The sequence below is a fragment of the Micromonospora sp. NPDC047527 genome (assembly GCF_040643015.1).
Lineage (GTDB): Bacteria > Actinomycetota > Actinomycetes > Mycobacteriales > Micromonosporaceae > Micromonospora.
In genome coordinates, this window is record NZ_JBEYTK010000001.1 from 478,918 (window position 1) to 500,219 (window position 21,302).

At 70.6% G+C, this 21,302-nt stretch carries 21 protein-coding genes; 12 read left to right on the forward strand and 9 right to left on the reverse strand.

The annotated features are described in order from the left end of the window. Positions 1-125 precede the first annotated feature (125 nt). On the forward strand, positions 126-869 hold the full coding sequence (locus ABZ808_RS02010) for a glycerophosphodiester phosphodiesterase family protein (RefSeq protein WP_357002700.1): 744 nt from the start codon (positions 126-128) through the stop codon (positions 867-869). A gap of 1 nt (position 870) precedes the next feature. Beyond that, entirely contained in the window at positions 871-1,407 is a 537-nt protein-coding gene (locus tag ABZ808_RS02015; RefSeq protein WP_356999589.1) for an SLATT domain-containing protein, read from the forward strand. Positions 1,408-1,431: 24 nt separating this feature from the next. Here the strand turns inward: ABZ808_RS02015 and ABZ808_RS02020 are convergent, their stop codons facing one another. Then, positions 1,432-1,887: a septum formation initiator gene (locus ABZ808_RS02020; RefSeq protein ID WP_356999592.1), complete on the reverse strand. Its 456-nt coding sequence runs from the start codon at positions 1,885-1,887 to the stop codon at positions 1,432-1,434. A 102-nt stretch (positions 1,888-1,989) separates the two neighbouring features. Between ABZ808_RS02020 and ABZ808_RS02025 the strand changes: the two genes are divergently transcribed. From ABZ808_RS02025 to ABZ808_RS02035, 3 genes are all read left to right on the forward strand, one after another. Next, entirely contained in the window at positions 1,990-2,685 is a 696-nt protein-coding gene (locus ABZ808_RS02025) for a response regulator transcription factor (RefSeq protein ID WP_356999595.1), read from the forward strand. Next, entirely contained in the window at positions 2,682-4,010 is a 1,329-nt protein-coding gene (locus ABZ808_RS02030) for a HAMP domain-containing sensor histidine kinase (RefSeq protein WP_356999598.1), read from the forward strand. Before ABZ808_RS02025 ends, ABZ808_RS02030 begins: the two co-directional genes overlap by 4 nt. Positions 4,011-4,081: 71 nt before the next feature. After that, positions 4,082-4,564, forward strand: a complete 483-nt coding sequence (locus ABZ808_RS02035; protein WP_356999601.1) for a PepSY domain-containing protein — start codon at positions 4,082-4,084, stop codon at positions 4,562-4,564. Between the two features lie 64 nt (positions 4,565-4,628). Here the strand turns inward: ABZ808_RS02035 and ABZ808_RS02040 are convergent, their stop codons facing one another. Further along, positions 4,629-6,482 (reverse strand): ABC transporter ATP-binding protein, encoded by a 1,854-nt coding sequence (locus ABZ808_RS02040; protein ID WP_357002702.1) that lies wholly within the window; start codon positions 6,480-6,482, stop codon positions 4,629-4,631. Between the two features lie 139 nt (positions 6,483-6,621). Between ABZ808_RS02040 and ABZ808_RS02045 the strand changes: the two genes are divergently transcribed. Then, a complete protein-coding gene (locus ABZ808_RS02045; RefSeq protein WP_356999604.1) occupies positions 6,622-7,206 on the forward strand; it encodes a DUF5872 domain-containing protein in 585 nt (194 codons plus the stop codon). Positions 7,207-7,209: 3 nt separating this feature from the next. Here the strand turns inward: ABZ808_RS02045 and trxA are convergent, their stop codons facing one another. Together trxA and ABZ808_RS02055 are read right to left on the reverse strand one after the other, a co-directional pair. After that, the gene (trxA, locus tag ABZ808_RS02050) at positions 7,210-7,557 is read right to left on the reverse strand and encodes a thioredoxin (protein WP_356999607.1); all 348 of its coding nucleotides are present in this window, start codon (positions 7,555-7,557) and stop codon (positions 7,210-7,212) included. Beyond that, positions 7,527-7,919: a MerR family transcriptional regulator gene (locus ABZ808_RS02055; RefSeq protein WP_356999610.1), complete on the reverse strand. Its 393-nt coding sequence runs from the start codon at positions 7,917-7,919 to the stop codon at positions 7,527-7,529. The genes trxA and ABZ808_RS02055 overlap by 31 nt, the downstream gene beginning before the upstream one ends. 275 nt (positions 7,920-8,194) lie before the next feature. Here ABZ808_RS02055 and ABZ808_RS02060 point away from each other — a divergent pair, with 275 nt between their 5' ends. Continuing rightward, the gene (locus ABZ808_RS02060) at positions 8,195-8,833 is read left to right on the forward strand and encodes a dihydrofolate reductase family protein (protein ID WP_356999613.1); all 639 of its coding nucleotides are present in this window, start codon (positions 8,195-8,197) and stop codon (positions 8,831-8,833) included. 19 nt (positions 8,834-8,852) lie between these two features. On the opposite strand, the gene ABZ808_RS02065 is transcribed toward ABZ808_RS02060, so the two are convergent. Together ABZ808_RS02065 and ABZ808_RS02070 are read right to left on the reverse strand one after the other, a co-directional pair. Then, positions 8,853-10,061, reverse strand: coding sequence for a chitosanase (locus tag ABZ808_RS02065; protein ID WP_356999616.1), 1,209 nt, complete (start codon positions 10,059-10,061; stop codon positions 8,853-8,855). Between the two features lie 190 nt (positions 10,062-10,251). After that, the gene (locus tag ABZ808_RS02070; RefSeq protein ID WP_356999619.1) at positions 10,252-11,877 is read right to left on the reverse strand and encodes a glycoside hydrolase family 43 protein; all 1,626 of its coding nucleotides are present in this window, start codon (positions 11,875-11,877) and stop codon (positions 10,252-10,254) included. A gap of 255 nt (positions 11,878-12,132) precedes the next feature. Here ABZ808_RS02070 and ABZ808_RS02075 point away from each other — a divergent pair, with 255 nt between their 5' ends. The 4 genes from ABZ808_RS02075 to ABZ808_RS02090 are packed head-to-tail and all read left to right on the forward strand — an operon-like array spanning position 12,133 to position 16,380. Continuing rightward, a complete protein-coding gene (locus tag ABZ808_RS02075; protein WP_356999622.1) occupies positions 12,133-13,428 on the forward strand; it encodes an extracellular solute-binding protein in 1,296 nt (431 codons plus the stop codon). A gap of 52 nt (positions 13,429-13,480) precedes the next feature. Next, positions 13,481-14,479: a sugar ABC transporter permease gene (locus tag ABZ808_RS02080; protein ID WP_356999626.1), complete on the forward strand. Its 999-nt coding sequence runs from the start codon at positions 13,481-13,483 to the stop codon at positions 14,477-14,479. Beyond that, complete coding sequence (locus ABZ808_RS02085) at positions 14,476-15,312, forward strand: carbohydrate ABC transporter permease (RefSeq protein WP_356999629.1); 837 nt, start codon at positions 14,476-14,478, stop codon at positions 15,310-15,312. Before ABZ808_RS02080 ends, ABZ808_RS02085 begins: the two co-directional genes overlap by 4 nt. A 51-nt stretch (positions 15,313-15,363) precedes the next feature. After that, a complete protein-coding gene (locus ABZ808_RS02090) occupies positions 15,364-16,380 on the forward strand; it encodes a LacI family DNA-binding transcriptional regulator (protein WP_356999632.1) in 1,017 nt (338 codons plus the stop codon). Between the two features lie 15 nt (positions 16,381-16,395). Here ABZ808_RS02090 and ABZ808_RS02095 read toward each other — a convergent pair whose 3' ends face one another. After that, a complete protein-coding gene (locus ABZ808_RS02095) occupies positions 16,396-17,103 on the reverse strand; it encodes an ElyC/SanA/YdcF family protein (RefSeq protein WP_356999635.1) in 708 nt (235 codons plus the stop codon). Between the two features lie 314 nt (positions 17,104-17,417). Between ABZ808_RS02095 and ABZ808_RS02100 the strand changes: the two genes are divergently transcribed. After that, positions 17,418-19,478 carry a cellulose binding domain-containing protein gene (locus ABZ808_RS02100; RefSeq protein WP_356999638.1) on the forward strand — a complete coding sequence of 687 codons (2,061 nt, stop codon included), beginning with the start codon at positions 17,418-17,420 and terminating at the stop codon, positions 19,476-19,478. Between the two features lie 317 nt (positions 19,479-19,795). Here ABZ808_RS02100 and ABZ808_RS02105 read toward each other — a convergent pair whose 3' ends face one another. Both ABZ808_RS02105 and ABZ808_RS02110 read right to left on the reverse strand, forming a co-directional pair. Then, a complete protein-coding gene (locus tag ABZ808_RS02105; RefSeq protein ID WP_356999641.1) occupies positions 19,796-20,017 on the reverse strand; it encodes a hypothetical protein in 222 nt (73 codons plus the stop codon). Positions 20,018-20,066: 49 nt separating this feature from the next. Continuing rightward, positions 20,067-20,276 (reverse strand): hypothetical protein, encoded by a 210-nt coding sequence (locus ABZ808_RS02110; RefSeq protein ID WP_356999644.1) that lies wholly within the window; start codon positions 20,274-20,276, stop codon positions 20,067-20,069. Positions 20,277-21,302: the final 1,026 nt, after the last annotated feature.

Sequence of the window (21,302 nt, forward strand, 5' to 3'; positions counted from 1 at the left end):
CGGGCGTTGGCCTATCGTGGGGCAGGCCGCGGGGGAGTGCCGCGCGGACGGCACCGAGGCGCTTCCGGAGTGCGGCGGCCGGGCGCGGGGCGGGAGGAACTGTGGCGTCCGACGACCACTGGCTGGTGAACACCCCTATCGCACACCGTGGACTGACCGGCGACGGCCGGCCGGCCAACTCGCTCGCGGCATTCGAGGCCGCCGCCGACAACGGCTACGCCAGCGAGTTGGACGTGCAGCTCACCCGGGCGGGCGAACTCGTCGTCGTCCACGACTACGAATTGACCGCGCTCACCGGCAGGCCGATCCGGACGGCGGAACTCACTCCGACCGATCGGCGGCAACTGCGGTTGCAGGGCACCGACCAGTGCATTCCCACCCTGGTCGAGGTGTTGGACCTGGTCGCCGGTCGTGTCCCGCTGCTGATCGAACTCAAACGGCCGACTCTGTCACTGAACTTCGACCTCGTGAACGAATTGTTACGTCAGACGGCCGACTACTCGGGGCGATACGCGGTCGAATCCTTCGACCCGTTACTGGTGGCGGCGCTGCGGGTCGCGGTGGTGCGAATGCCGGCCGACCGACGCGTGCCGGTGGGGCGAATCTGCGGACTCCTACGCACGGCCGGGCCGCTGACCCGGATGGTCGGCCGCAGCATGGTCAGCAACCTGGTCAGCCGCCCGGACTTTCTGACCTACGAGGTCGACGGATTTCCCTCCGCCCTGACGGCGTGGTGGCGACGGCGCGGCGTTCCGGTGATTGCCTGGCCGGTCGCTTCCGCCGACCAGGAGTCGTACGCCCGTCAATTCTCCGACAACATCGTATTCTCGGGCTATAGACCGTCTTCTGGCCAGGACCTAGCATCGTGACGTGTCTGTTGAACAGGGGCAGAGCGGTTCGGTGACCGTGATTACGGTCGACCCACTACAGACCTATCGCGCGCTCGCCGAAGAGAGCGTCAACAAGCTCCGCGACCAATACGACTGGCGGGCGAAATGGCACCGCCGACTGTTCCGTTTCAGCGGCATCCTGGTCATCGTCCTCAGCGCGTCCCTGCCGTTGCTCGCCGGCTTCGGCTATCCGGGAAAGAACATGGTGATCGCGGTCACGGGTGTGGTCATCGCGACGGCCACCGCGCTGCGGACCTTCTACCAGTGGGACCAGATGTGGGCACTGCTGCGGCGTACCCACTTCGGGCTCATCGAGGCGAGCAGCCAGTGGAGACTGGCGTTCGCCCGCGCCGAGGCGACAGTGGATCCTGTGGAGCGGGAACAGCGAGCGTACGAGGCCACCGACACTCTGCTCGCGAAGATCGAGGGCCTTCGCAGTGCCGAGACGGAGAAGTTCTTCAGCTCGCTGGCCTTCCCGGAGGATTCGCCCCTGGCCGGCAAGCCGTTCCGCTCCTGAGCCCCGAACGGGGCCTGCCACGGTTCAGTCGTCGGCGACGGCCACCGGCTCCGAGCCGATGCAGCGCACCTTCAGCTCGTGCTCGCCGGTCGACCCCTCGAACGTGACCTCGACGTCGTCGTCCGGGCCCCGGTCCACGTCGCGGACCCGGTAGCCCTGCGCGGGCGCCCAGGAGACGAGGCGTACCCCGTCGGGGCCACACTCGGCCACGGCCGTGCCGCCCACGGTGGCGAACACCCGGCGGACCCCGGAGCTGGCGCTCGGCGCGGCGCTCGTCGTGCCCGGCGCGACGCCCGTCGTGCCGGTGGGTGTCGGCTCCGGCGACGCGAGCGCTCGCTCGATCTCCGCCTCGCTGCGCACCCCGCCGGGGGTGCCGGTGATGCTCTCGCCTACCAGCCGGATCGCACCCAACCCGATCAGGGTGGCCACGGCGGCGGTCGCCACCCACCCGGTGGCGACGAGGATCGAACGACGGCCCATTCCCTGACTATCCCCGATCCATGGTTGTGGCCGGCACATCCGGGCGTTAAGGCAGTGCTAACGCGCGCCCCGGTCCGGGCCGCAGCGGCTAGCCTGCCAGCTGTGGCCCGCCTGCTGCTCGTCGAGGACGACCTGACCATCCGTACGCCGCTGATCCGGGCTCTGCGCGAACGCGGGCACGCGGTGGCCGCGGCCTCGACCGCGATGGCGGGGCTCCGCGACGCCCTGGAGGACCGACCCGACCTCGTCGTGCTCGACCTGGGCCTGCCCGACCTGGACGGGCGTGAGCTGCTGCGGATGCTGCGCGCGGTCAGCTCGGTGCCGGTCATCGTGGCCACCGCCCGCGACGACGAGACCGAGATCGTCCGGGTCCTCGACGCGGGCGCCGACGACTACGTGGTCAAGCCGTTCACCGCGGCGCAGCTCGACGCCCGCGTCCGCGCGGTGCTGCGGCGTGGCCCCGCCGGCGCCGACGCGCAGGACCCGGCGCTCGTCGTCGGCGGCCTGCGCATCGACCCCCGGGGCCGGCAGGTCACCCTGGACGGATCGACGGTGGAGCTGACGCCCCGCGAGTTCGACCTGCTGCACCACCTCGCGGGACGCCCCGGCCAGGTGGTCACCAAACGTGAGCTGCTCACCGAGGTGTGGCAGATCCCGTACGGCGGCGCCGACAAGACCGTCGACGTGCACCTGTCCTGGCTGCGCCGCAAGCTGGGCGAGAGCGCCCAGCAGCCCCGCTACCTGCACACCGTGCGTGGCGTCGGGGTGCGGCTGGAGGCGCCGGTGGCGCAGCGGTGAGGGCCCGCCTCGCGCTGCTGGTCGCGGCGGTCAGCGTGCTCACCCTCATCGCGTTCCTGGTGCCGCTGGCGCTGCTGGTGCGTACCGTCGCCGAGGACCGGGCCACCGTCCGGGCCACCGCCGACGCGCAGAGCCTGGTGCCGGTGGTCGGCACCGCCGACCCGGCGACCATCCGGCTCACCGTCGAGCAGCTCGCCGCCGAGTCCGGTCGACCGGTGAGCGTCTTCCTGCCCGACGGCACGGTGCTCGGCGCCCCGGCACCCCGTACGCCCGCGGTGGCCCTAGCCGCACGCGGGCAGAGCCTGACCGGTGAGTCGGCGGCCGGCCGGGAGGTGGTCATCGCCGTGCAGGGCCGGGCGGACGGCACCGGAGTGATCCGCACCGTCGTTCCGAGGCAGGAGCTGACCGCCGGCGTGACCCGAGCCTGGCTGGTGTTGGCCCTGCTCGGCGTGCTCCTTGTGCTGATCGGGCTGGCGGTCGCCGACCGGCTGGCGCGCACGCTGGTCCGGCCGATCAGCGAGCTGTCCGCCGTGTCGCACCGACTGGCGAACGCCGAGTTGGACGCCCGGGTGGTGCCGGCCGGCCCGGCGGAGCTGCGCGAGGTCGCCGGGGCGCTCAACCACCTGGCGGGCCGGATCCAGGTCCTCCTGGTGCAGGAGCGTGAGCAGGTCGCCGACCTGTCGCACCGGCTGCGTACACCGTTGACGGCGCTGCGGCTGGAGGCCGAGGCGCTGCGCGACCCGGACGACGCGGCCCGGATCACGGCCGCCGCCGACGGGCTCGAACGGGCGGTCACCGGGCTGATCCGGCAGGCCCGCTGGCGTACACCGACGCCAGGCGCCGCAGCCTCGGACGCCGCGGCGATCGTCGCCGACCGGGTCGCGTTCTGGTCGGTGCTGGCCGAGGACACCGGCCGGGCCGTCAGCCTCGACCTGGCCCCCGGCCCGCTCCTCGTCGGTGTGCCTGCCGACGACCTGACGGCCGCCGTGGACGCCCTGCTGGGCAACGTCTTCGCGCACACCCCCGACGGGACACCGTTCGCCGTGCGGCTGGCCGCCGAGGCGGGGGAGGTGCTGCTCACCGTCGCCGACGAGGGCCCGGGAATGCCGGCCGGCGCGGTCCAGCGGGGCGCCAGCCCGGGCGGGTCGACCGGCCTCGGCCTGGACATCGCCCGCCGCGCCGCGCAGGCCGGCGGTGGCCGGCTGGAGCTGCGGACCGGCCCGGCAGGCGGGACGCAGGTGCTGCTCCGGCTCGGACCGCCGACGCCGGCGCGCCCGGGCGGCGGCGGGTCCACGCCGGCCGCCGACGGCTTAACCGGGCCTTAGCGTCCGCGCAGCGCGCCCCTATCGGACTTTGGTCGATCCTCGAACTACCAACGAGGAAGGGTGACACCACGATGAAGCGCAGCTCTCTGCTCCTGGCGTCGGTCGGCGGGGCGGCCGTGCTGGCCGTGGCCGGGGCCGCCGTCGGCGTCAGCGCCGCCGCCGACCCGCCGAGCCGTGGTACGGCGCTCGCCGCCGCCACGGTCAACCCCACGGCCACGCCGGATGACAGCGCCACCAGCAGCGGCACCCCCACTCCGGGGACCAGCGTCGCTCCGTCGAGTGCCAGCGCACCGGCCGGCGGGGCGGTCGACCAGCAGCGCGCCGGTGAGATCGCGCTGGCCCGCGCCGGCGGCGGTCAGATCGTCGAGGTCGAGGCCGAGCAGGAGAACGGCCGACCGGTCTGGAGCATCGAGATCGTCGCGGGCGACACCGAGCACGAGGTGGACGTCGACCGGGACAACGGCACGGTGGTCAAGGCCGAGCAGGAGCCGGTCGATGACGACGATGACGACGACGATGACGACGACGATGACGAGGCCGGCGACGACGACTGACCCCGGCCGAGCGTCGCCGCCCACCACGGGCTCACCGTGGTGGGCGGCGCCCTGCGGGCACTGCTCAGACGGCCACGACGCGCTCCTGCGGGGCCGCCGGCTCGTCCTGGTCGAACTGGGTGCGGTAGAGATCCTGGTACCGGCCACCGGCGGCGAGCAGTTCGCTGTGTCGTCCGCGTTCGACGATGCGGCCGTCCTCGACGACGAGGATCTGGTCCGCCGCCCGGATGGTGGACAGCCGGTGTGCGATGACCACACTGGTCCGGCCGTCCAGCGCCTCGGCGAGCGCCTCCTGAACGGCGGCCTCCGACGTGGAGTCCAGATGTGCCGTGGCCTCGTCGAGAATCACCACACGGGGACGGGCAAGCAGGAGCCGCGCGATGGTGAGCCGCTGCCGCTCCCCGCCCGACAACCGGTATCCCCGCTCACCGACGACCGTGTCGAGCCCGTCCGGAAGTGAGCGGATCAGAGTGTCCAGCCGGGCCCGCCGCAGCACATCCCACATCTCCTCCTCGGTCGCGCCCGGCGCGGCGAACTCCAGGTTGGCGCGGATGCTCTCGTGGAACAGGTGCCCGTCCTGAGTGACCACGCCGAGCGCCGCACGGATCGAATCGGCCGACAGGTCGCGTACGTCGACGTCGGCGAGCCGCACCGCGCCCTCCTCGACGTCGTACAGGCGCGGCACGAGTTGGGCGATTGTCGACTTGCCCGCCCCGGAGGAGCCGACGAGGGCGACCATCTGGCCCGCCTCGGCGCGGAACGACACGCCGTGCAGCACCTCATCGCCGCCGCGCGCATCGAGCTTCGCCACATCCTCCAGGGACGCGAGCGACACCTTCTCGGCCGACGGGTAGCCGAACCGTACCCCGTCGAACTCCACCGCGACCGGTCCGTCCGGAAGCGGCCGGGCGTCGGACTTGTCGAGGATCAGCGGCTTGAGGTCGAGGACCTCGAACACCCGCTCGAAGCTCACCAGCGCGCTCATCACCTCGACCCGGGCGCTGGCCAGCGAGGTCAACGGCGCGTAGAGACGGGACAGCAGCAGCGCGAGCGCGACCACGGTGCCGGCGTCGAGGCTGCCCCGCAGGGCGTACAGCCCGCCCAGCCCGTAGACCAGGGCCAGCGCCAGCGAGCCGACGACGGTCAGCGCGGTGATGAAGACCCACTGGAGCATGGCGGTGCGGATGCCGATGTCGCGTACCCGCCGGGCCCTTGCCGCGAACTCGGCCGACTCCTCGGCCGGACGTCCGTACAGCTTGACAAGCGTCGCCCCGGGCGCGGAGAAACGTTCGGTCATCCGGGTGCTCATGGCCGCGTTGTGTTCGGCCGCCTCGCGCTGCAACCGGGCGAGCCGCGAACCCATCCGTCGGGCCGGGAGCACGAAGATCGGCAGGAGTACGAGCGCCAGCAGCGTGATCTGCCACGAGAAGGTGAGCATCACCGCCAGGGTCAGGGCCAGGGTGACGGCGTTGCCGACCACGCCCGACAGGGTGTCGCTGAAGGCCCGCTGCGCACCGATCACGTCGTTGTTCAAACGACTGACCAGCGCACCGGTACGGGTCCGGGTGAAGAACGCCACCGGCATGCGCTGGACGTGGTCGAAGACGGCTGTCCGCAGTTGGACGATCAGCCCCTCACCGATGCTGGCGGACAGGAAACGCGTCACCAGGCCGAGGCCGGCCTCGGCCAGGGCGATCACGGCGATCAGCACCGCCAACCGGATCACGACGCCGCTGTCGGCGCCGTCGACGATCGCCTCGATCACTCGGCCGGCGAGGACCGGCGCGGCCACCGTGAGTACGGCTGTCACCACGCTCAACAGCAGGAACCTGACGATCAGGGCGCGGTGCGGCTTCGCGAACCGCCCGATGCGCTTCAGGGTGGCACGGGACAGTGGTCGCTCGTCCTGCGCGTTCATGGCGTGGTGCAGGGACGTCCACGCCGCAAATTCCATACTCATTCCGTACCTCCGCAAGGAGGCTAGAACCTCGCGTGCGGTTGAGGTCAAGACGGCACGCAGGACGCATAGCCGGTGTGGTGTCGGGTAGCTGCGATCCATGGCGCGGTACACGAAGCCCGAGCTTCGGGAGCAGATCAAGGAAGAGATCAAGGCTTCCGACAAGGGCGGCAGGCAGGGACAGTGGTCGGCTCGCAAGTCGCAGCTGCTCACTCAGGAGTACAAGCGGCGCGGCGGGGGATTCCTGGGCGAAAAGGACGAGCGGCAGAAGTCTCTCCAGCGCTGGGGCAACGAGAAGTGGCAGACCAAGGAGGGCGACACCCGTGCCCGCCGGGGCGGTACGACGAGTCGCTACCTGCCCAAGCGCGCGTGGGAGGAACTGTCGGACAGCCAGAAGCGCGCGACCGACGCCAAGAAGCGTGACGCGTCCCGCTCCGGCAGGCAGTACGTCGCCAACACCGGCCCGGCCAAGCGGGCGCGCAAGGACGCCACCGGCCCGGCCAAACGGGCGCGCAAGGACGCCACGACGGCCGGCCGGATGTCGGAGATGTCGGTCGCCGAGGCGGCCAAGCTCGTTCGTGGCCTGGACACACGGCAGCTCCGGACCGCCCTGCGCAACGAACGCGACGGCAAGGGCCGCAAGACGCTCATCCAGCGGCTCCAGGCGGAACTCGACCGCCGCTGACGGTCACAGGCCGGCGTGCGCGGCCAGGGTCTGCCGCAGATAGGTCTTCGGCCTGGACCCGACGATCGAGCCGACGACCTCGCCACGGCGGAACACCAGCAGCGTCGGTAGGGACATGACGGCGTACGTCCGCGTGGTCCGCGGGTTGTCGTCGCTGTTGAGCTTGGCCACGACCATCTGGCCGGCGAACTCCCGCGCCAGCTCGGCGAGGCTCTTCTCGATCATCTTGCAGGGCGGGCACCAATCCGCCCAGAAGTCGACCACCACGGGCCGCTCGCTGGCCAGCACCAGCTCGGCGAACGTGTCGTCGGTGACGGTGATCAATGATCCGACTGCCGTTTCCTGGGGCATGATTCCTCCCGGTGTGCGATGGCGTGACTGAGTTGGGTGTGCAACTGCTGACGTACCGCGCCGAGCCGGTCGAGGTAGTCGTCGACCTCCGCGAGCTTGCGTCGCAGCACGAGCACCGAGTCCGGACAGACGTCGCCGGACGCGTTGCCCGCCCGCAGGCAGGCCACGAACGGGCGGACGTCGTCGAGGCCGAAGCCGACATCGAGCAGCGCCCGGATCTCCCGCACGACCCGCAGCTCCGCCTCGTCGTAGACGCGGTAGCCGTTGGCTGACCGCTGTGGCCGCACCAACCCGTGCGCCTCGTAGTAGCGCAGCGCGCGGGTGCTCGTGCCGGCCCGCTCCGCCAGCTCGCCGATCAGCATCCGACCTCCTCGACCAACCCTGGCGACCACGCTAAACGTTGTCGCCAGCGTCAAGGCAAGGGGCGCACGGTCACCGCGGGCCACGGCGCCGCGCGGTCGAGAACCGTCGCGCCTGCGAGGTCGGGTTCGCCGGGGCGGGTAGCGTCGCTCACCGATGCGTCAGTTGCTGGCGACCGGTCGACGCGCAGGCAACGGGGTGCCGTCGCAGCGATGAGTCTGCGGGTGCCCACGGGTCTACCTTCCGACCGAGACAACCCACTCATCGGGGGTACGGCATGGGCCTGATCCACATCGAGATGTTCGCAACCCTCGACCTCGTCGGGCAGGCGCCCGGCGGCCCCGAGGAGGACCCGGCGGGGTTCCCGTTCGGCGGCTGGCAGGCGCCCCTGCTGGACGAGGTCTCCGGGGCGCAGGTCTTAGCCGCGTACGAGGGCACCGACGCCCTGCTGCTGGGCCGGCGGACGTACGACATCTTCGCCGCCTACTGGCCGCACCAGGAGGGCGGCCAGGACAACGCGTTCGCCACGCTCTTCAACAGCGTCCCCAAGTACGTGGCCTCCCGGGGCAGGCCCGACCTGTCGTGGGCCGGGTCCACTCGGCTCGGCACTGATCTGGCCGGCGCGGTGCGCGAGATCCGCGACCGGCACGAGCACGTCAAGGTCGTGGGGAGCCTCAACCTGGTGCAGACCCTCCTTCGGGAGAGGCTCTTCGACCGCCTCGACCTCTGGGTGCACCCGATCGTGCTGGGCGTCGGTAAGAAGGTGTTCGACGGTGGCGCGGTGCCCACCAACGTCACCCTCCTCGAACCGCCGGTGGCCAGCCCGACGGGCACGGTCTACCTGCGCTACGGCCTCGCCGACGGCACGCCCGGCACGGGCGACATGAGCGCACCCGATCGCGGGCGCGACGGCTGAGCCGCCCCGCGCCGGCGGGCTAGCCGATCCGGAACTGGTCGCCGTAGACGGCGAACACCAGCGGCGTGTTCAGGTTGAGGTTGCCGTTGTTGAGGAACACCCGCTGGGCCGTGTCGACGCGGGACGTGTCCGAGTGGGCCGCCTCCTTGCGCATCTCGATGACCCGCTCGTCGAGGAACGCGTGGAGCCAGGCCCGCTCGTCGCCACCCTGGGCCGGCGGCTTCGCGCGGGCGAGGGCCCGACTGCGGATCTGACGCATGCCCTCGTACCCGTGCATCACCGCCGCGTCGTAGTAGGCGAACTGGCCGAGCGCCCGGACCTGGTCGTTCTTGCCGTCGCGTACCGACGGGTTGAAGTACACCCGGTCCCGCTCGGCCTCCTGGGCGTCCCGGAACACCGGGTCGGTGGCCGCGGCCCGCCAGTCGCGGGGGAAGTTGGGGTCGAGGCCCGCGTGCGACGCCGTGCCGTTGACGGCGCGCAGCGCCGGCAGGTACGCGGCCAGCACGTTCCCCGGCTTGGTGCGGGTGTACGCCTCGACCAGTTCGAGCATGTCGCCGGTGCCGGAGCAGAAGCCGATGATGCCGGCGGTGTAGCCTCGCCCGTCGCCGATGTCCTCGATGTAGGAGAACTGCGCCCGCCAGTCGAGCGAGGAGTTCTCCGCCGCCGAGACGAGTTGCATGGCGACGTCCTTCTTGGTCGGGTCGTCGAGGTTGACCCCGGCCGGAGTGGTCGGGGTGGGGGTGCCGCCACCGCCGCCGGGAAGCGTCCAGCGCTGGTTGGTGGTGCCCGAGCAGGTCCAGATCTGCAACCGGGTGCCGTTGGCCGTGCTCCGGTCGGTCACGTCGAGGCACTTGCCCGAGCCGGTGTTGACCAGCGCGCCGTTGCTGGCCGCCCATGTCTGGGCGCCGGTGTTGTTGCAGTCGTACAACTGGACCTTCGCGCCGTCGGCCGTCGACGCGGCGGTGACGTCGAGGCACTTGCCGAGCGCGCGGATCGAGGTGTCGGTGTTGCCGACCGTCCACGTCTGGGCCGCGGTGCCGTTGCAGTCGTAGAGCTGGACCGGTGTGCCGTTGGCCGTGGCGGCCCCGGCGACGTCGACGCACTTGCCGCCGAGGCCGGTGATCGGGCCGGCGGTCGCGGCGCTGGCCGACGGCAGGCCGAAGCCGACCGCCGCGACGCCGATCAGCAGCGCGCCCACGACGTAGGCGGTTGTCCTCATGCGCACCATGATGCTCCTCGGGGGATGCGGCGGCGCACCGCCGGCCGGCCGCTGGCGTGTCGGCCGTGGACGTCGCAAAATCAGGAAACTGTATTTACAGTTACCAGTACGTCGATGCGACGTCAAACGTTCAATCGGCCGGCCAAGCTGCGGTGCCGACCGGGAGAAGGATCGCTTCCCCGGTCGGCACCCCCCGTCGTCAGTGCTCCTGATAGGTGGCCAGGTCGAAGTCGGCGTACACGCCGTCGCCGCCGAGATCCTGCACCCACAGGCCGAGGAACGCCCCGGTGAAGCCCCACGCCGCCGGCTCGCCGTCGATGATCAGTGCCGCGTGCTCGTCGGACAGGATGGTCGCGTCCAGGTCGACGGGGAGCCGCTGCCAACCGCCGCCGAGGTCGTAGTCGAAGCGCACCACCGGCCCGTCGAACACCGCCCGCAGACCGACCCGGGTGACGCCGCTGGCGTCGACGGTCAGCTCCGGGTGCGCGGTGCGCCGACCGTTGTCGGAGCTGAGCAACTCCAGAACCGTACGCCCGTCGTCGGCACGGGTCAGGTAGAGGTGGTGCCAGTTGAGGCTGTTGTAGTAGGCGGTGATCCCGGCGAGCTGCCGGTGGTCGAGCGGGTCGAACTCGACCGAGGTCTCCAGCGAGCAGTGCGTCGCGCCGACGCGCCGTGCCACCAGACTCGGGGCCTGCCGCCCCACCGGCGACTGTCCGCCGTGCACCCGCAGGTGCGACGGACGCGAGCGCAGGTCGATCCAGTCCGCGGTGGCCGGTCGGCGCAACGTCGACCAGCACGGCCCCAACTCGGGTTCGTCGAAGTGGTCGGTGGCGGGCTCCGCCGGCCACGGGTGCGGAGGCAGGTCGGGGGCGACGACCTCCTCGGCCGGCACGCCTCCGTCGATCCGGGGCCAGCCACCCGAGGGCCACTCGACCCGCTGGATCGCGGTCTCGCGCCCCAGCACGCAGTTGCCCAGCGGCGAGTAGGGCCGGGCCACCAGGTGCGCCAGATACCACCCGCCGTCCGGGGTGCGGACCAGGCTGCCGTGGCCGGCCTTCTGCAACCGCAGGTCGGGGCGGCCGACGGAGGTGAGCAGCGGCCCGTCCGGGTCCACCTCGTACGGCCCGAACAACTCCCGCGACCGCGCCACGGTGACCTGGTGCTCCCAGCTGGTGCCGCCCTCGGCGGTGATCAGCCAGTACCAGCCGTCGTGGCGGTACAGGTGCGGGCCTTCGGTGACCCCGACCGGCGTGCCGGTGAACAGGATCCGGGGTCGGCCGACGAGACGGCGCGCGGCCCGGTCGTACTGCTGGATCTCGATGCCGCCGAAGCGGTCCCGGCCGGGTCGCCAGTCGGCGCTCATGCTCAGCAGCCAGCTGGTGCCGTCGTCGTCGTGGAACAGCGCGGCGTCGAAACCTCGGCCGTGCAGTTTCACCGGGTCCGACCAGGGCCCGGCGATGTCGGGCGCGGTCACCAGGAAGTTCTGCGGGTCCCAGTAGCCGCTGGCGAAGCTGGCCACGTCGCTGTAGACGAGGTGGAACTCGCCGTCGTGGTACGTCAGGTCGGGCGCCCATACACCGTTGGAGTCGCCACATCCCCGCAGGTCGAGCAGGCGGCGGTCGGTGATGATCCCGCCCAGGGTGCGCCAGTTGACGAGGTCGCGCGAGTGGTGCACGCGGACCCCCGGATACCACTCGAAGGTCGAGGTAGCCAGGTAGAAGTCGTCGCCGACGCGCAGCATCGACGGATCCGGGTGGAACCCGGCGAGGACGGGGTTGCGGATCAACCAGGCAGCGGTCGCCACGTCAGCGGTGTCGGTCGACACGAGGGCTCCTCTGTGCGCGGGTTTAAGAAATTTCCGGAAATTATGCGGTACCAAGCCATAGGAAGTCTTCACTACGCTAGCCGGTCTTTTCCCGACTGGACAGGGGTCTTGACCGCCACCGAAACTGCTCGTAGCGTGCCGGCCATCGATCGGCAATACCGACGAAGCATTGAAAGTTCCGGAGATCCAGGTCTGAACCCTTGCCGGCCTGGCCGGCGTTTCCGCACCGTCAGTGAGTCCCCGAAGGGATGGATCATGACCACCCACCTCACCCGCCGAACGCTGCTCGGCCTCGCCGGTGCCGGCGCCGGTGCCTACCTGCTCAGCGCGTGCAGCGGCGACGAAGCGTCGAGCGACCCGAACGCCCCGCAGACCATCAACTGGTGGCACATCCAGAACACCGAACCGATGCTGCCCGTGTGGGCCGCGCTGTCCGAGGAGTACAAGACCGCGCACAGCAACGTTTCCTTCTCCATCCAGCCGCTGGAGAACGAGGCGTTCAAGGCCAAGCTCACCACCGCCACCCAGGCCGGCGACCCTCCGGACCTCTTCCAGTCCTGGGGTGGCGGCGTGCTCAAGCAGCAGGTCGATGCCGGTCTGGTCAAGGACCTCACCGACGACGTGAAGGACGTGGTCGGCGGCATCCTGCCCGCCGCCATGGAGCCGTACACGATCGACGGCAAGGTCTACGGCATCCCGTTCGACATCGGCATGGTCGGGTTCTGGTACAACAAGGACCACTTCGCCCACGCCGGCATCACCGAAGCCCCCACCACCTGGGCGGCACTGCTCGACGCGGTCCGCAAGCTCAAGGCCGCCGGGGTCACCCCGGTCGCCCTGGCCGGCAAGGACAAGTGGCCGGCCCACTTCTACTGGTCCTACCTGGCCATGCGAATCGGTGGGGTCGACGCGCTGCAGAAGGCCGTAGACGGCAAGAACTTCGACACCCCCGACCTCGTCGCCGCTGGTGAGCGGCTCAAGGAACTCGTCGACCTGCAACCGTTCCAGAAGGGCTTCCTCGGCGCTGAGTACGGCTCACCCGACGGTCAGGCCGCCACCATGGGCAATGGCAACGCCGGCATGGAGCTGATGGGGCAGTGGGCGCCGGCGGTGCAGGCGTCCAGTTCCACCAGCAAGAAGGGCCTCGGCGACAAGCTGGGCTTCTTCCCGTTCCCGTCCGTGGACGGCGGCAAGGGGTCCTCCACCGAGGTGTTCGGCGGCGGCAACGGCTTCGCTGTCGGCAAGGACGCGCCGGGGGCCACCATCGACTTCCTGAAGTTCCTGCTCAGCGCCGCGAACCAGCGTCGATCCGCGGAGACCGGCGCGGTGCTGCCCACGGTGAAGGAGGCCACCTCGGCCATCAGCGACCCCAACAACAAGGTCGTCGCGGAGGCCCTGGCCAAGAACACCGGCTTCCAGCTCTACCTCGACCAGGCGTACGCGCCCGCACTCGGCCAGCAGATCAACGACAGCGTGGCCGAACTGATCGCCGGCAACAAGCAGCCCGCGGCGATCGTCAAGGACATCACGCAGGTGGCGAAGACCGTCTGATCGTGTCGACCCGCCCATCCGTAGCCGGCCGTAGAACCCGAGTGGAGCAGGCATGACCAGGCCATCGACCGTGTCGGACGTCAGACGCGGCGACACGGCGACCGACCCGCCGGCACCGGGGCCGGGCACCGCGCGACAGCGCGGCCGCCAGCCCCGGCCCGGCCGGGGTCGCGTGCTCGCTGTCTTCCTGGCGCCTGCCCTGGCGCTGTTCCTGCTGCTGGTCGTCGCCCCCATCGTGGTGGCCGGCTACGCCAGCTTCTACAAGTGGAACGGCTTCGGGCTGCCCGAGAACTTCGTCGGGCTGGACAACTACACCCGCGCCTTCAGCGACCCGACCTTCCGCGGGGACCTGTGGCGCGGGTTCGTGCTGGTGGTGCTGTCCCTGGCCGTGCAGTTGCCCGCCGCGCTGGCCCTGGCCATGCTCCTCAACCAGCCGCTGCGTGGTCGGGCCGCCTACCGGCTGATCTTCTTCGCGCCGTACGTCCTCTCCGAGGTCACCACGGCCGTCCTGTTCACGCTGGTGTTCTCACCCAACCGGGGCCTGGGCGAGGGGGTCGCCCGGTGGTTGGGTGCCGACGCGGGCACGATCTTCGCCGACCCGGACACCGTGCTGTTCGCCGTCTTCCTGGTGGTGTCCTGGAAGTACTTCGGCCTCTACATGATGCTGTTCCTGGCCGCTCGCCAGGGCATCCCCAAGGAGCTGTCCGAGGCCGCGGTCACCGACGGCGCCACCGCCTGGCAGGCGTTCCGACACGTCACGCTGCCGCTGCTCGGGCCCACGATCCGGATCAGCGTGTTCCTGTCGGTCATCGGCACCATCCAACTGTTCGACATGGTCTGGGTGCTCACCGGCGGCGGCCCGGTCCACTCCTCGGAGACCCTCGCCGTGACGATGTACCAGTACGGCTTCCGCCGCTTCGAGGTCGGCTACGCCAGCGCGATCAGCATCATCATGTTCCTGCTGAGCCTCGTCTTCGCACTGTTCTACCAGCGCATCGTTCTGCGCCGGGACACCGCGGGCGCGATCACCAACCAGGGAGACCAGCGATGAGCGGCACGGTGAACCGCGCCCAGCGAACCCGCAGCGTCGTTCTGCACCTCGTCTGCGTCGCCGTCGGCGCGCTGATCGTCGTACCGGTCTGGTTCGGGGTGCTCGGCGGCTTCAAGGACAACGGACAGCTGTCCACCAACCCGCTCGGCTGGCCCGATCCCTGGGTGCCGAACTACCTGGAGATCCTGGGCACCGAGGTGTTCTGGCGGCAGCTCGGCAACAGCCTGCTCATCGCCGTGAGCAGCACCCTCATCGTCGTCGGCGCGGCGGCGATGGCGGCGTTCGTCTTCGCCCGCTACGCCTTCCGGGGCCGTGAACTCCTGGTGACCCTGTTCGCGATCGGCCTGATGTTCCCGTTCGCGGTGGCCATCCTGCCGCTGTTCGTCCTGCTGCGCAGCGTTGGTCTGCTGGACAACCCGCTCGGCGTGATCCTGCCCCAGGCCGCCTTCGGGCTGCCGATCACCATCATCATCCTGCGGCAGTTCTTCCGCACCATCCCCGCCGAGGTCGAGGAGGCCGCCGTCCTCGACGGGTGCGGCCCCTTCGGCTTCTTCTGGCGGGTCCTGCTGCCGATGGCCCGTCCCGCCCTGGCCACCGTCTCCGTACTGGCGATCGTGACCAGTTGGAACAACTTCATGCTGCCGCTGGTGGTCTTCAGCGACCAGAGTTGGTGGACCCTGCCCGTCGGGGTCCAGGCGTTCCAGGGCCAGTACGCCGACGACACGGCCCGGGTGCTCGCCTACGTCGTCCTGTCCATGCTTCCCGCCCTGGGCTTCTACGCCGTGGCCGAACGGCAGCTCATCGGCGGCCTGACCGGCAGCGTCAAGGGGTGACAGCGAACCGTCAGCCGACCTGAAGCAACCCGCCAGACGAAGGAGGGGACCGTGGGCTCCGACAACGGCCGAAACGTCACCATCGCCATGATCGCGCGACTGGCCGGTGTCTCCGTGCCCACGGTCTCCCGGGTCATCAACGGCCGCTCCGACGTCGCCCCCGGCACCCGGGAACGCGTCGAGGCGCTGCTGAACCAGCACGGCTACCGTCGTCGCTCGCAGGCCAGGCGGACCGACGCCGCCCTCATCGACCTGGTCTTCAACGACCTGGACAGCCCCTGGGCCGTGGAGATCATCCGCGGGGTGGAGGACGTCGCCCAGAGCAGCGGCGTCGGCACCGTCGTCTCCGCCATCCACTGGCGCATCACCTCGGCCAAACAGTGGCTGGACAACATGCGTACCCGCTCCACCGAGGGCGTCATCTTCGTGACCTCGATGGTGAACCCACCGCTGCAGGCCGAACTGCGCCGGCTGCACCTGCCGGTGGTCATCATCGACCCCGCCGGTGTCGACCCGCTGGAGTCACCCACCATCGGCGCCACCAACTGGGCGGGCAGCCTGAGCGCCAACCAGTACCTGCTCGAACTCGGCCACCGCCGCATCGGCTTCATCGCCGGGCCGCCGCACCTGATGTGCAGCCGGGCCAGGATGGACGGCTACCGCGCCGCACTCGGCGCCGCCGGTGTCCCCGTCGACGAAGCACTCATCCGACCCGGCAACTTCTATCACGAGGCCGGCTACACCTCGGCCATCCAACTGCTGGCCCTGCCCGACCCGCCCACCGCCATCTTCGCCTCCAGCGACCAGATGGCCCTCGGCGTCTACGAGGCGGTTCGTAAGCGGGGCCTGCGCGTTCCCGACGACATCAGCGTGGTCGGCTTCGACGACCTGCCGGAGGTCCGCTGGTGCTCCCCGCCGCTGACGACGATCCGCCAGCCCCTGGCCGAGATGGGCATGCTGGCCGCGCGAACCGTGCTGCGGCTCGCCAGCGGCGAGAAGACCGAGAGCCCGCGCATCGAACTCGCCACCGAACTCGTCATCCGCGACAGCGCCCGACCGCCGCGCTGACCAGCCCGACCCCCGTCAGGCGTCGCGCAGAGCGTCGTCGACGCCGGTCTCCCGGCGTCCGAGGTGCGCCGGATCCCGGCCGGAGAGCACGTCCAGCGCCGCCTTCAGACAGGCGCCGTTCTCGCGTACGGAGCTGACCCGCCACGTCTGGGCGTACCGCCTCGCGGTCTCGTCACCCACACCGTTCGCGTCGATGCCCAGGCGGCGGCACAGCGCCACGGCGCGGGGGAGGTGGAAGGACTGGGTCACCACCGTGGCCCGGGTCACCCCGAAGATCCGCTCCGCCCGCGCGCACGAGTCGTACGTGTCGAAGCCCGCGTAGTCCAGCACCACGTTCCGCGCCGGCACACCCCGGTCGACCAGCCACCGCAGCATCGCGGCCGGCTCGTTGTAATCGGCGTTCATGTTGTCGCCGGACACCAGGATCGCCCGCACCTTGCCGGCGTCGAACAGCCGCCGGGCGATCTCCAGCCGGGCCGCGAGGAACGGTGACGGCGTGCCGTCGGTGTCCACCTTGGTGCCCAGGACCAGGGCCACCGGCGCGTCCGGCACGTCGACCTCGCTGTAGAGGTGGCCGTCCGCGGCGCCGCGGACCCACGTCACGCTGCCCACCGTGCCGCCGGCCAGCGTCACCGCGCCCGCCACCAGCACGAGGAGCGTCCAACGGACGTACCGTCGGCGTCCCGCGTACCAGCGTCTGGCCGCACGCAATCGTCCCCGCATCTCGCGAGACTATTCCGGCGGCGCTCCCGACGACCGCCTCGGGGTCGAGCTACGTAAGGGCCGTGCTGGCGCGGGTCGCGTGGCGTACCCCTTGAGATCGTCGAACCGTCCGTGACATTCTTGGCCGTCGATGAAGCCACGCGCGGGGCTGACCGCCGTCCAATGGGCAGCCGGGACGCAGCACGGGTCCCGGGGGACGGTGACACGAGCGATGGAGCACCGGGAGCCATCCGTCCACGGGTCCGCCCGCCGCCGCGCCGCACCCTGACCGGCTGGGCGACTCACTGTTCAGTCTCCGCGAAGGAACTCCGCCCATGCGTAAACCGAAAGCCCGCACGGCATTTCTGGTGAGCCTGTTGCTCACCGCGGGCGCGCTCTCCGGCATCAACTCCTCCACCGCCAGCGCGGCGGCCGACCCGGTCGCCGTGACCGTGAACGCCCGCGCGGGGCTGGCGACCGTGCCCGACACGGCGTTGGGCGTCAACCACGCCATCTGGGACCAGAACCTGGGCACCGCCGAGACGTCGGACCTGCTGCGCGACGCCGGTGTGCAGATGATGCGCTACCCCGGCGGCTCGTACGCCGACATCTACCACTGGAAGGACCACACCGCGCCCGGCGGGTACGTGGCGCCCAACACCGACTTCGACACCTTCATGGCGGCGGTCAAGCGGGCCGGCGCCCAGCCGATGATCATCGCGAACTATGGCACCGGCACGCCGGCCGAGGCCGCCGACTGGGTGCGGTACGCCAACGTGACGAAGGGCTACGGCACGCGGTACTGGACCGTCGGCAACGAGAACTACGGCAACGGGCACTACGGCTCGGCGTGGGAGGCGGACGACCACCCGGACAAGAGCGCGAGCCAGTACGCGCGGCTGGTCGTCGAGTACGCCGACGCGATGAAGGCGGTCGACCCGAGCATCAAGGTCGGCGCGGTGCTGACGATGCCGGGCAACTGGCCGGACGGGATCACCGCCGGCAGTGACCCCGGCCCCTGGAACCGGACCGTGCTCTCCATCGCCGGCCCGAAGATCGACTTCGTGGACGTGCACTGGTACCCGGGCGGCACGGCCGCCGACTCGCTGGCCCGGACCAACCACCTTCCCGACGCGACGTACCTGCTCCGCCAGCAACTCGCCAAGTACGCGGGCCCGAACGCCGGGCGCATCGGCATCAGCTTCACCGAGTTGAACGTCGACGTCGGCCGCACCACCCAGCCGGCGGCACTCTTCCTGGCCGACGTCTACAGCGGGCTGCTGTCCAGCGGTGTCTTCACCGTTCAGTGGTGGAACGTGCACAACGGCATCGGCACGGTGTCCGAGGTGGCAGGCCAGACCGACTACGGCGACTTCGGGCTCCTGTCCAGCGGCGCCTGCACCGAGGACGGCTCGGTGTGTGAACCGCCGCTGAACACGCCGTTCGCGCCGTACCACGGGCTCACCATGATGAAGCTGTTCGCCAAGGCCGGCGACCAGTTCGTTCGCGCCGGCACGAGCGACTCGCTGGTCAGCGCGCACGCGGTACGCCGCCCCAACGGTGACCTCGCGGTGCTGCTGATCAACAAGGACCCGGACGCCGCGCACACCGTCGCCATCGACTACGCCGGGTTCACCCCGTCGACCGCCGCGCCGACAGTGTCCACCTTCACCAACGGGGCGACGGGCATCACCACCAGCCAGTCCGGCTCCGCTACCAGTCGGACGCTGCCCGCGTACTCGCTGACCACGCTTGTGCTGCGACCGGCCGGCGCGACCGCCGGGCGGCCGTCGGCGCCGGGCCAGCCCACCGCCAGTGGCGTCACCGACCGCACCGCGACGATCACCTGGCCGGCGGCCACGCCGGGCGGCAGCCCGATCGCCAAGTACGAGGTGTACCGGCAGAACAGTGCCGTCAGCGAGCAGTTCGGCGAGACGGCGGGCACCTCGTTCACTGTCGGCAACCTGGTGCCGGGCAGCAGGTACACGGTGAACGTCCTGGCCCGGGACACCGCCGGACGGGTGTCGTGGTCGTCGCCGCCGCTCACCTTCGCCACCGGCAGCCCGACCACGAGCGCCTGCACCGTCCGCTTCACCACCAACAACGACTGGGGCAACGGCTACATCGGGGGAGTCGAGATCATCAACAACGGGACGAAGCCGATCACCGGCTGGACGCTCACCTGGACCTGGCCGACCGGCTGGCAGCAGATGAGCAGCGGCTGGAGCGCCAACTGGGAGCAGGTTGGCACGGCCGTGCGGGTCACCCCGACCGACGACAACCGGCAGATCGCCGCCGGGGCCAGCGTGAGTGCCGGCTTCGTCGGCGCGTACAGCGGCCCGAACGTGCTGCCCACGGCGTTCACAGTGAACGGCACCGTCTGCACGAGCGGCTGACGCCGTGCCGGTGGGCTGACGCCGTGCCGGCGGGCGGCGCTGCGCCGGCGGGCTGACGCTGTGCCGTCCGGCTGGCCCGCTCCTCGGGCCAGCCGGACGCGCGGTCAGTCGACCTGCCGGACAGCGGGTGTGGTCGCCCCAGCGCGCCGCCGCCTGCGGGTCGGCGGCGAGCCGGCGGGTCCGCGCCGACTCTCACCTTGGCCGCCGACAGCGGCGATGGCCGGTAGACCGCTGAAACCGCCCGTCGATTGCAGATCTTGGACAGTTTCCGTCAGCCCCGGTAACTGTCAGCCCCGGTAACGGAAACTGTCCAAGATCTACTCGTGTGCCCGGTCGCGGCGAGGTGGGGTCGGAGTCCAGCCAGTGGCCATGAGGGCGCAGCGGACCGTCGCGGCGACCTCGTCGGGGCGGGCGCGGATCCGCCAGGCCGGGAAGCGCAGGATCCGATCGCCGCTGGTCCAGACATCGTTCTGGCGGCGCATGTCAGCCGCCCAGTGCCGGGCGTCCATGTGGTGCGCACCGTCGATTTCACCCTGCACCCGCCATTCTCGCCAGTACGCATCCAGCCAGCGGTTACGGCCCGCCTCGTCAACCCGATGTTCCTGGAGGTCGGGGTGGGTAGGCGGTGTCGGCGGCACAGCCGCAGGAATCGATCTCGGAGAGCGCCTGCGCACCGCCCGCGATGTCGCTGACGGCCTGCCCGATCAGCCGCCGGCGAGGTGCCCGAGGGAGCACGTCGAGCACCGCCCGCAACTCCTCGGGCAGCACCCGGCGCTGCTGGCAACCGGCGGCCAGCACCGCCTGCGCCTCATCCGCGGTGAAGAATCGTTAGAAGCTAGGGTCGATGTTGCCGACACGAACGTCGATCTAGGGGGACGGGCGCTTTGGCCGAGCTGCGGGTGCGGGCGCTCCTAGCCATGCGCCCTCGTCTGGACCGGGTGAGTCGTGCACATGCCGCAACCACCCAGCTCGTCATGGCTACCCGAAGTCATCGACCGACCTCCCGCCGTATCCTCACAGCATGCGGCAGGCAGCGAGATAGATCAATGCCGGCAGTGCGCATCTGGCTAACCGCATGATGCCCATAGGTACGCACAGCAGAGCCGTCCCGACGACACCCCGGTCAAGCGGGCGACCCTGGTCGCTGGTCGCTGGACGCGATCGGCTGGCTCGGTGACTTCTCGCCGACCTGAACGCCCAGCACGTGTTCACCCCACCGGTGCCGCTTAGCGACACGCGCCCCTGGCCGACGAACTACCGCAGAAACTGTCGTAACAGCGCCCTGACGTGCGGGCTGGCGTGCGCCGGCTGCCCACTGGCCCGCATGGAGCCCACGTGCAAGAGGCCGCGTCCAACAGGTGAGCCTGCCAAAGAATTTTTCGTCGTGTCGGCCGGACTGAGGACGACCGCGACGGACGGAGGTGGATCTGTTAGCACCCATCCGGACCGTTGGCAAGAGTCGGTGACCGACCTGTGGTGAATCAGTGGTTGACTTCATCGGCTTTCCGGGGCGTAATGGAGTTACGTTCCCGCAGCGCTGGTTGGCGCGGTCGGCCACACACGCAGCGGGCAGGCACCCCAGACCGGGGTGCCTGCCGTTGTTCGTGCCGACGCCGCGCGGGGGCGTTGAGAGTAGGGAGGCCCCCGCATGAAGGATCGCCTGTCGGCGAGTTGAGCCGCCGCACTACCTGAACGCTTCTGTGGCGTTGACGGTGGTCAGTGTTGATCTGGTGTGGCTCGGCGTGGCCGTCTGCCCTGTGTCCGCGCGCTGATCGCAGCCTGCTGTGCGGGTTGTGGCGACGCCTGCTGCCCTGGTGCCTGCCC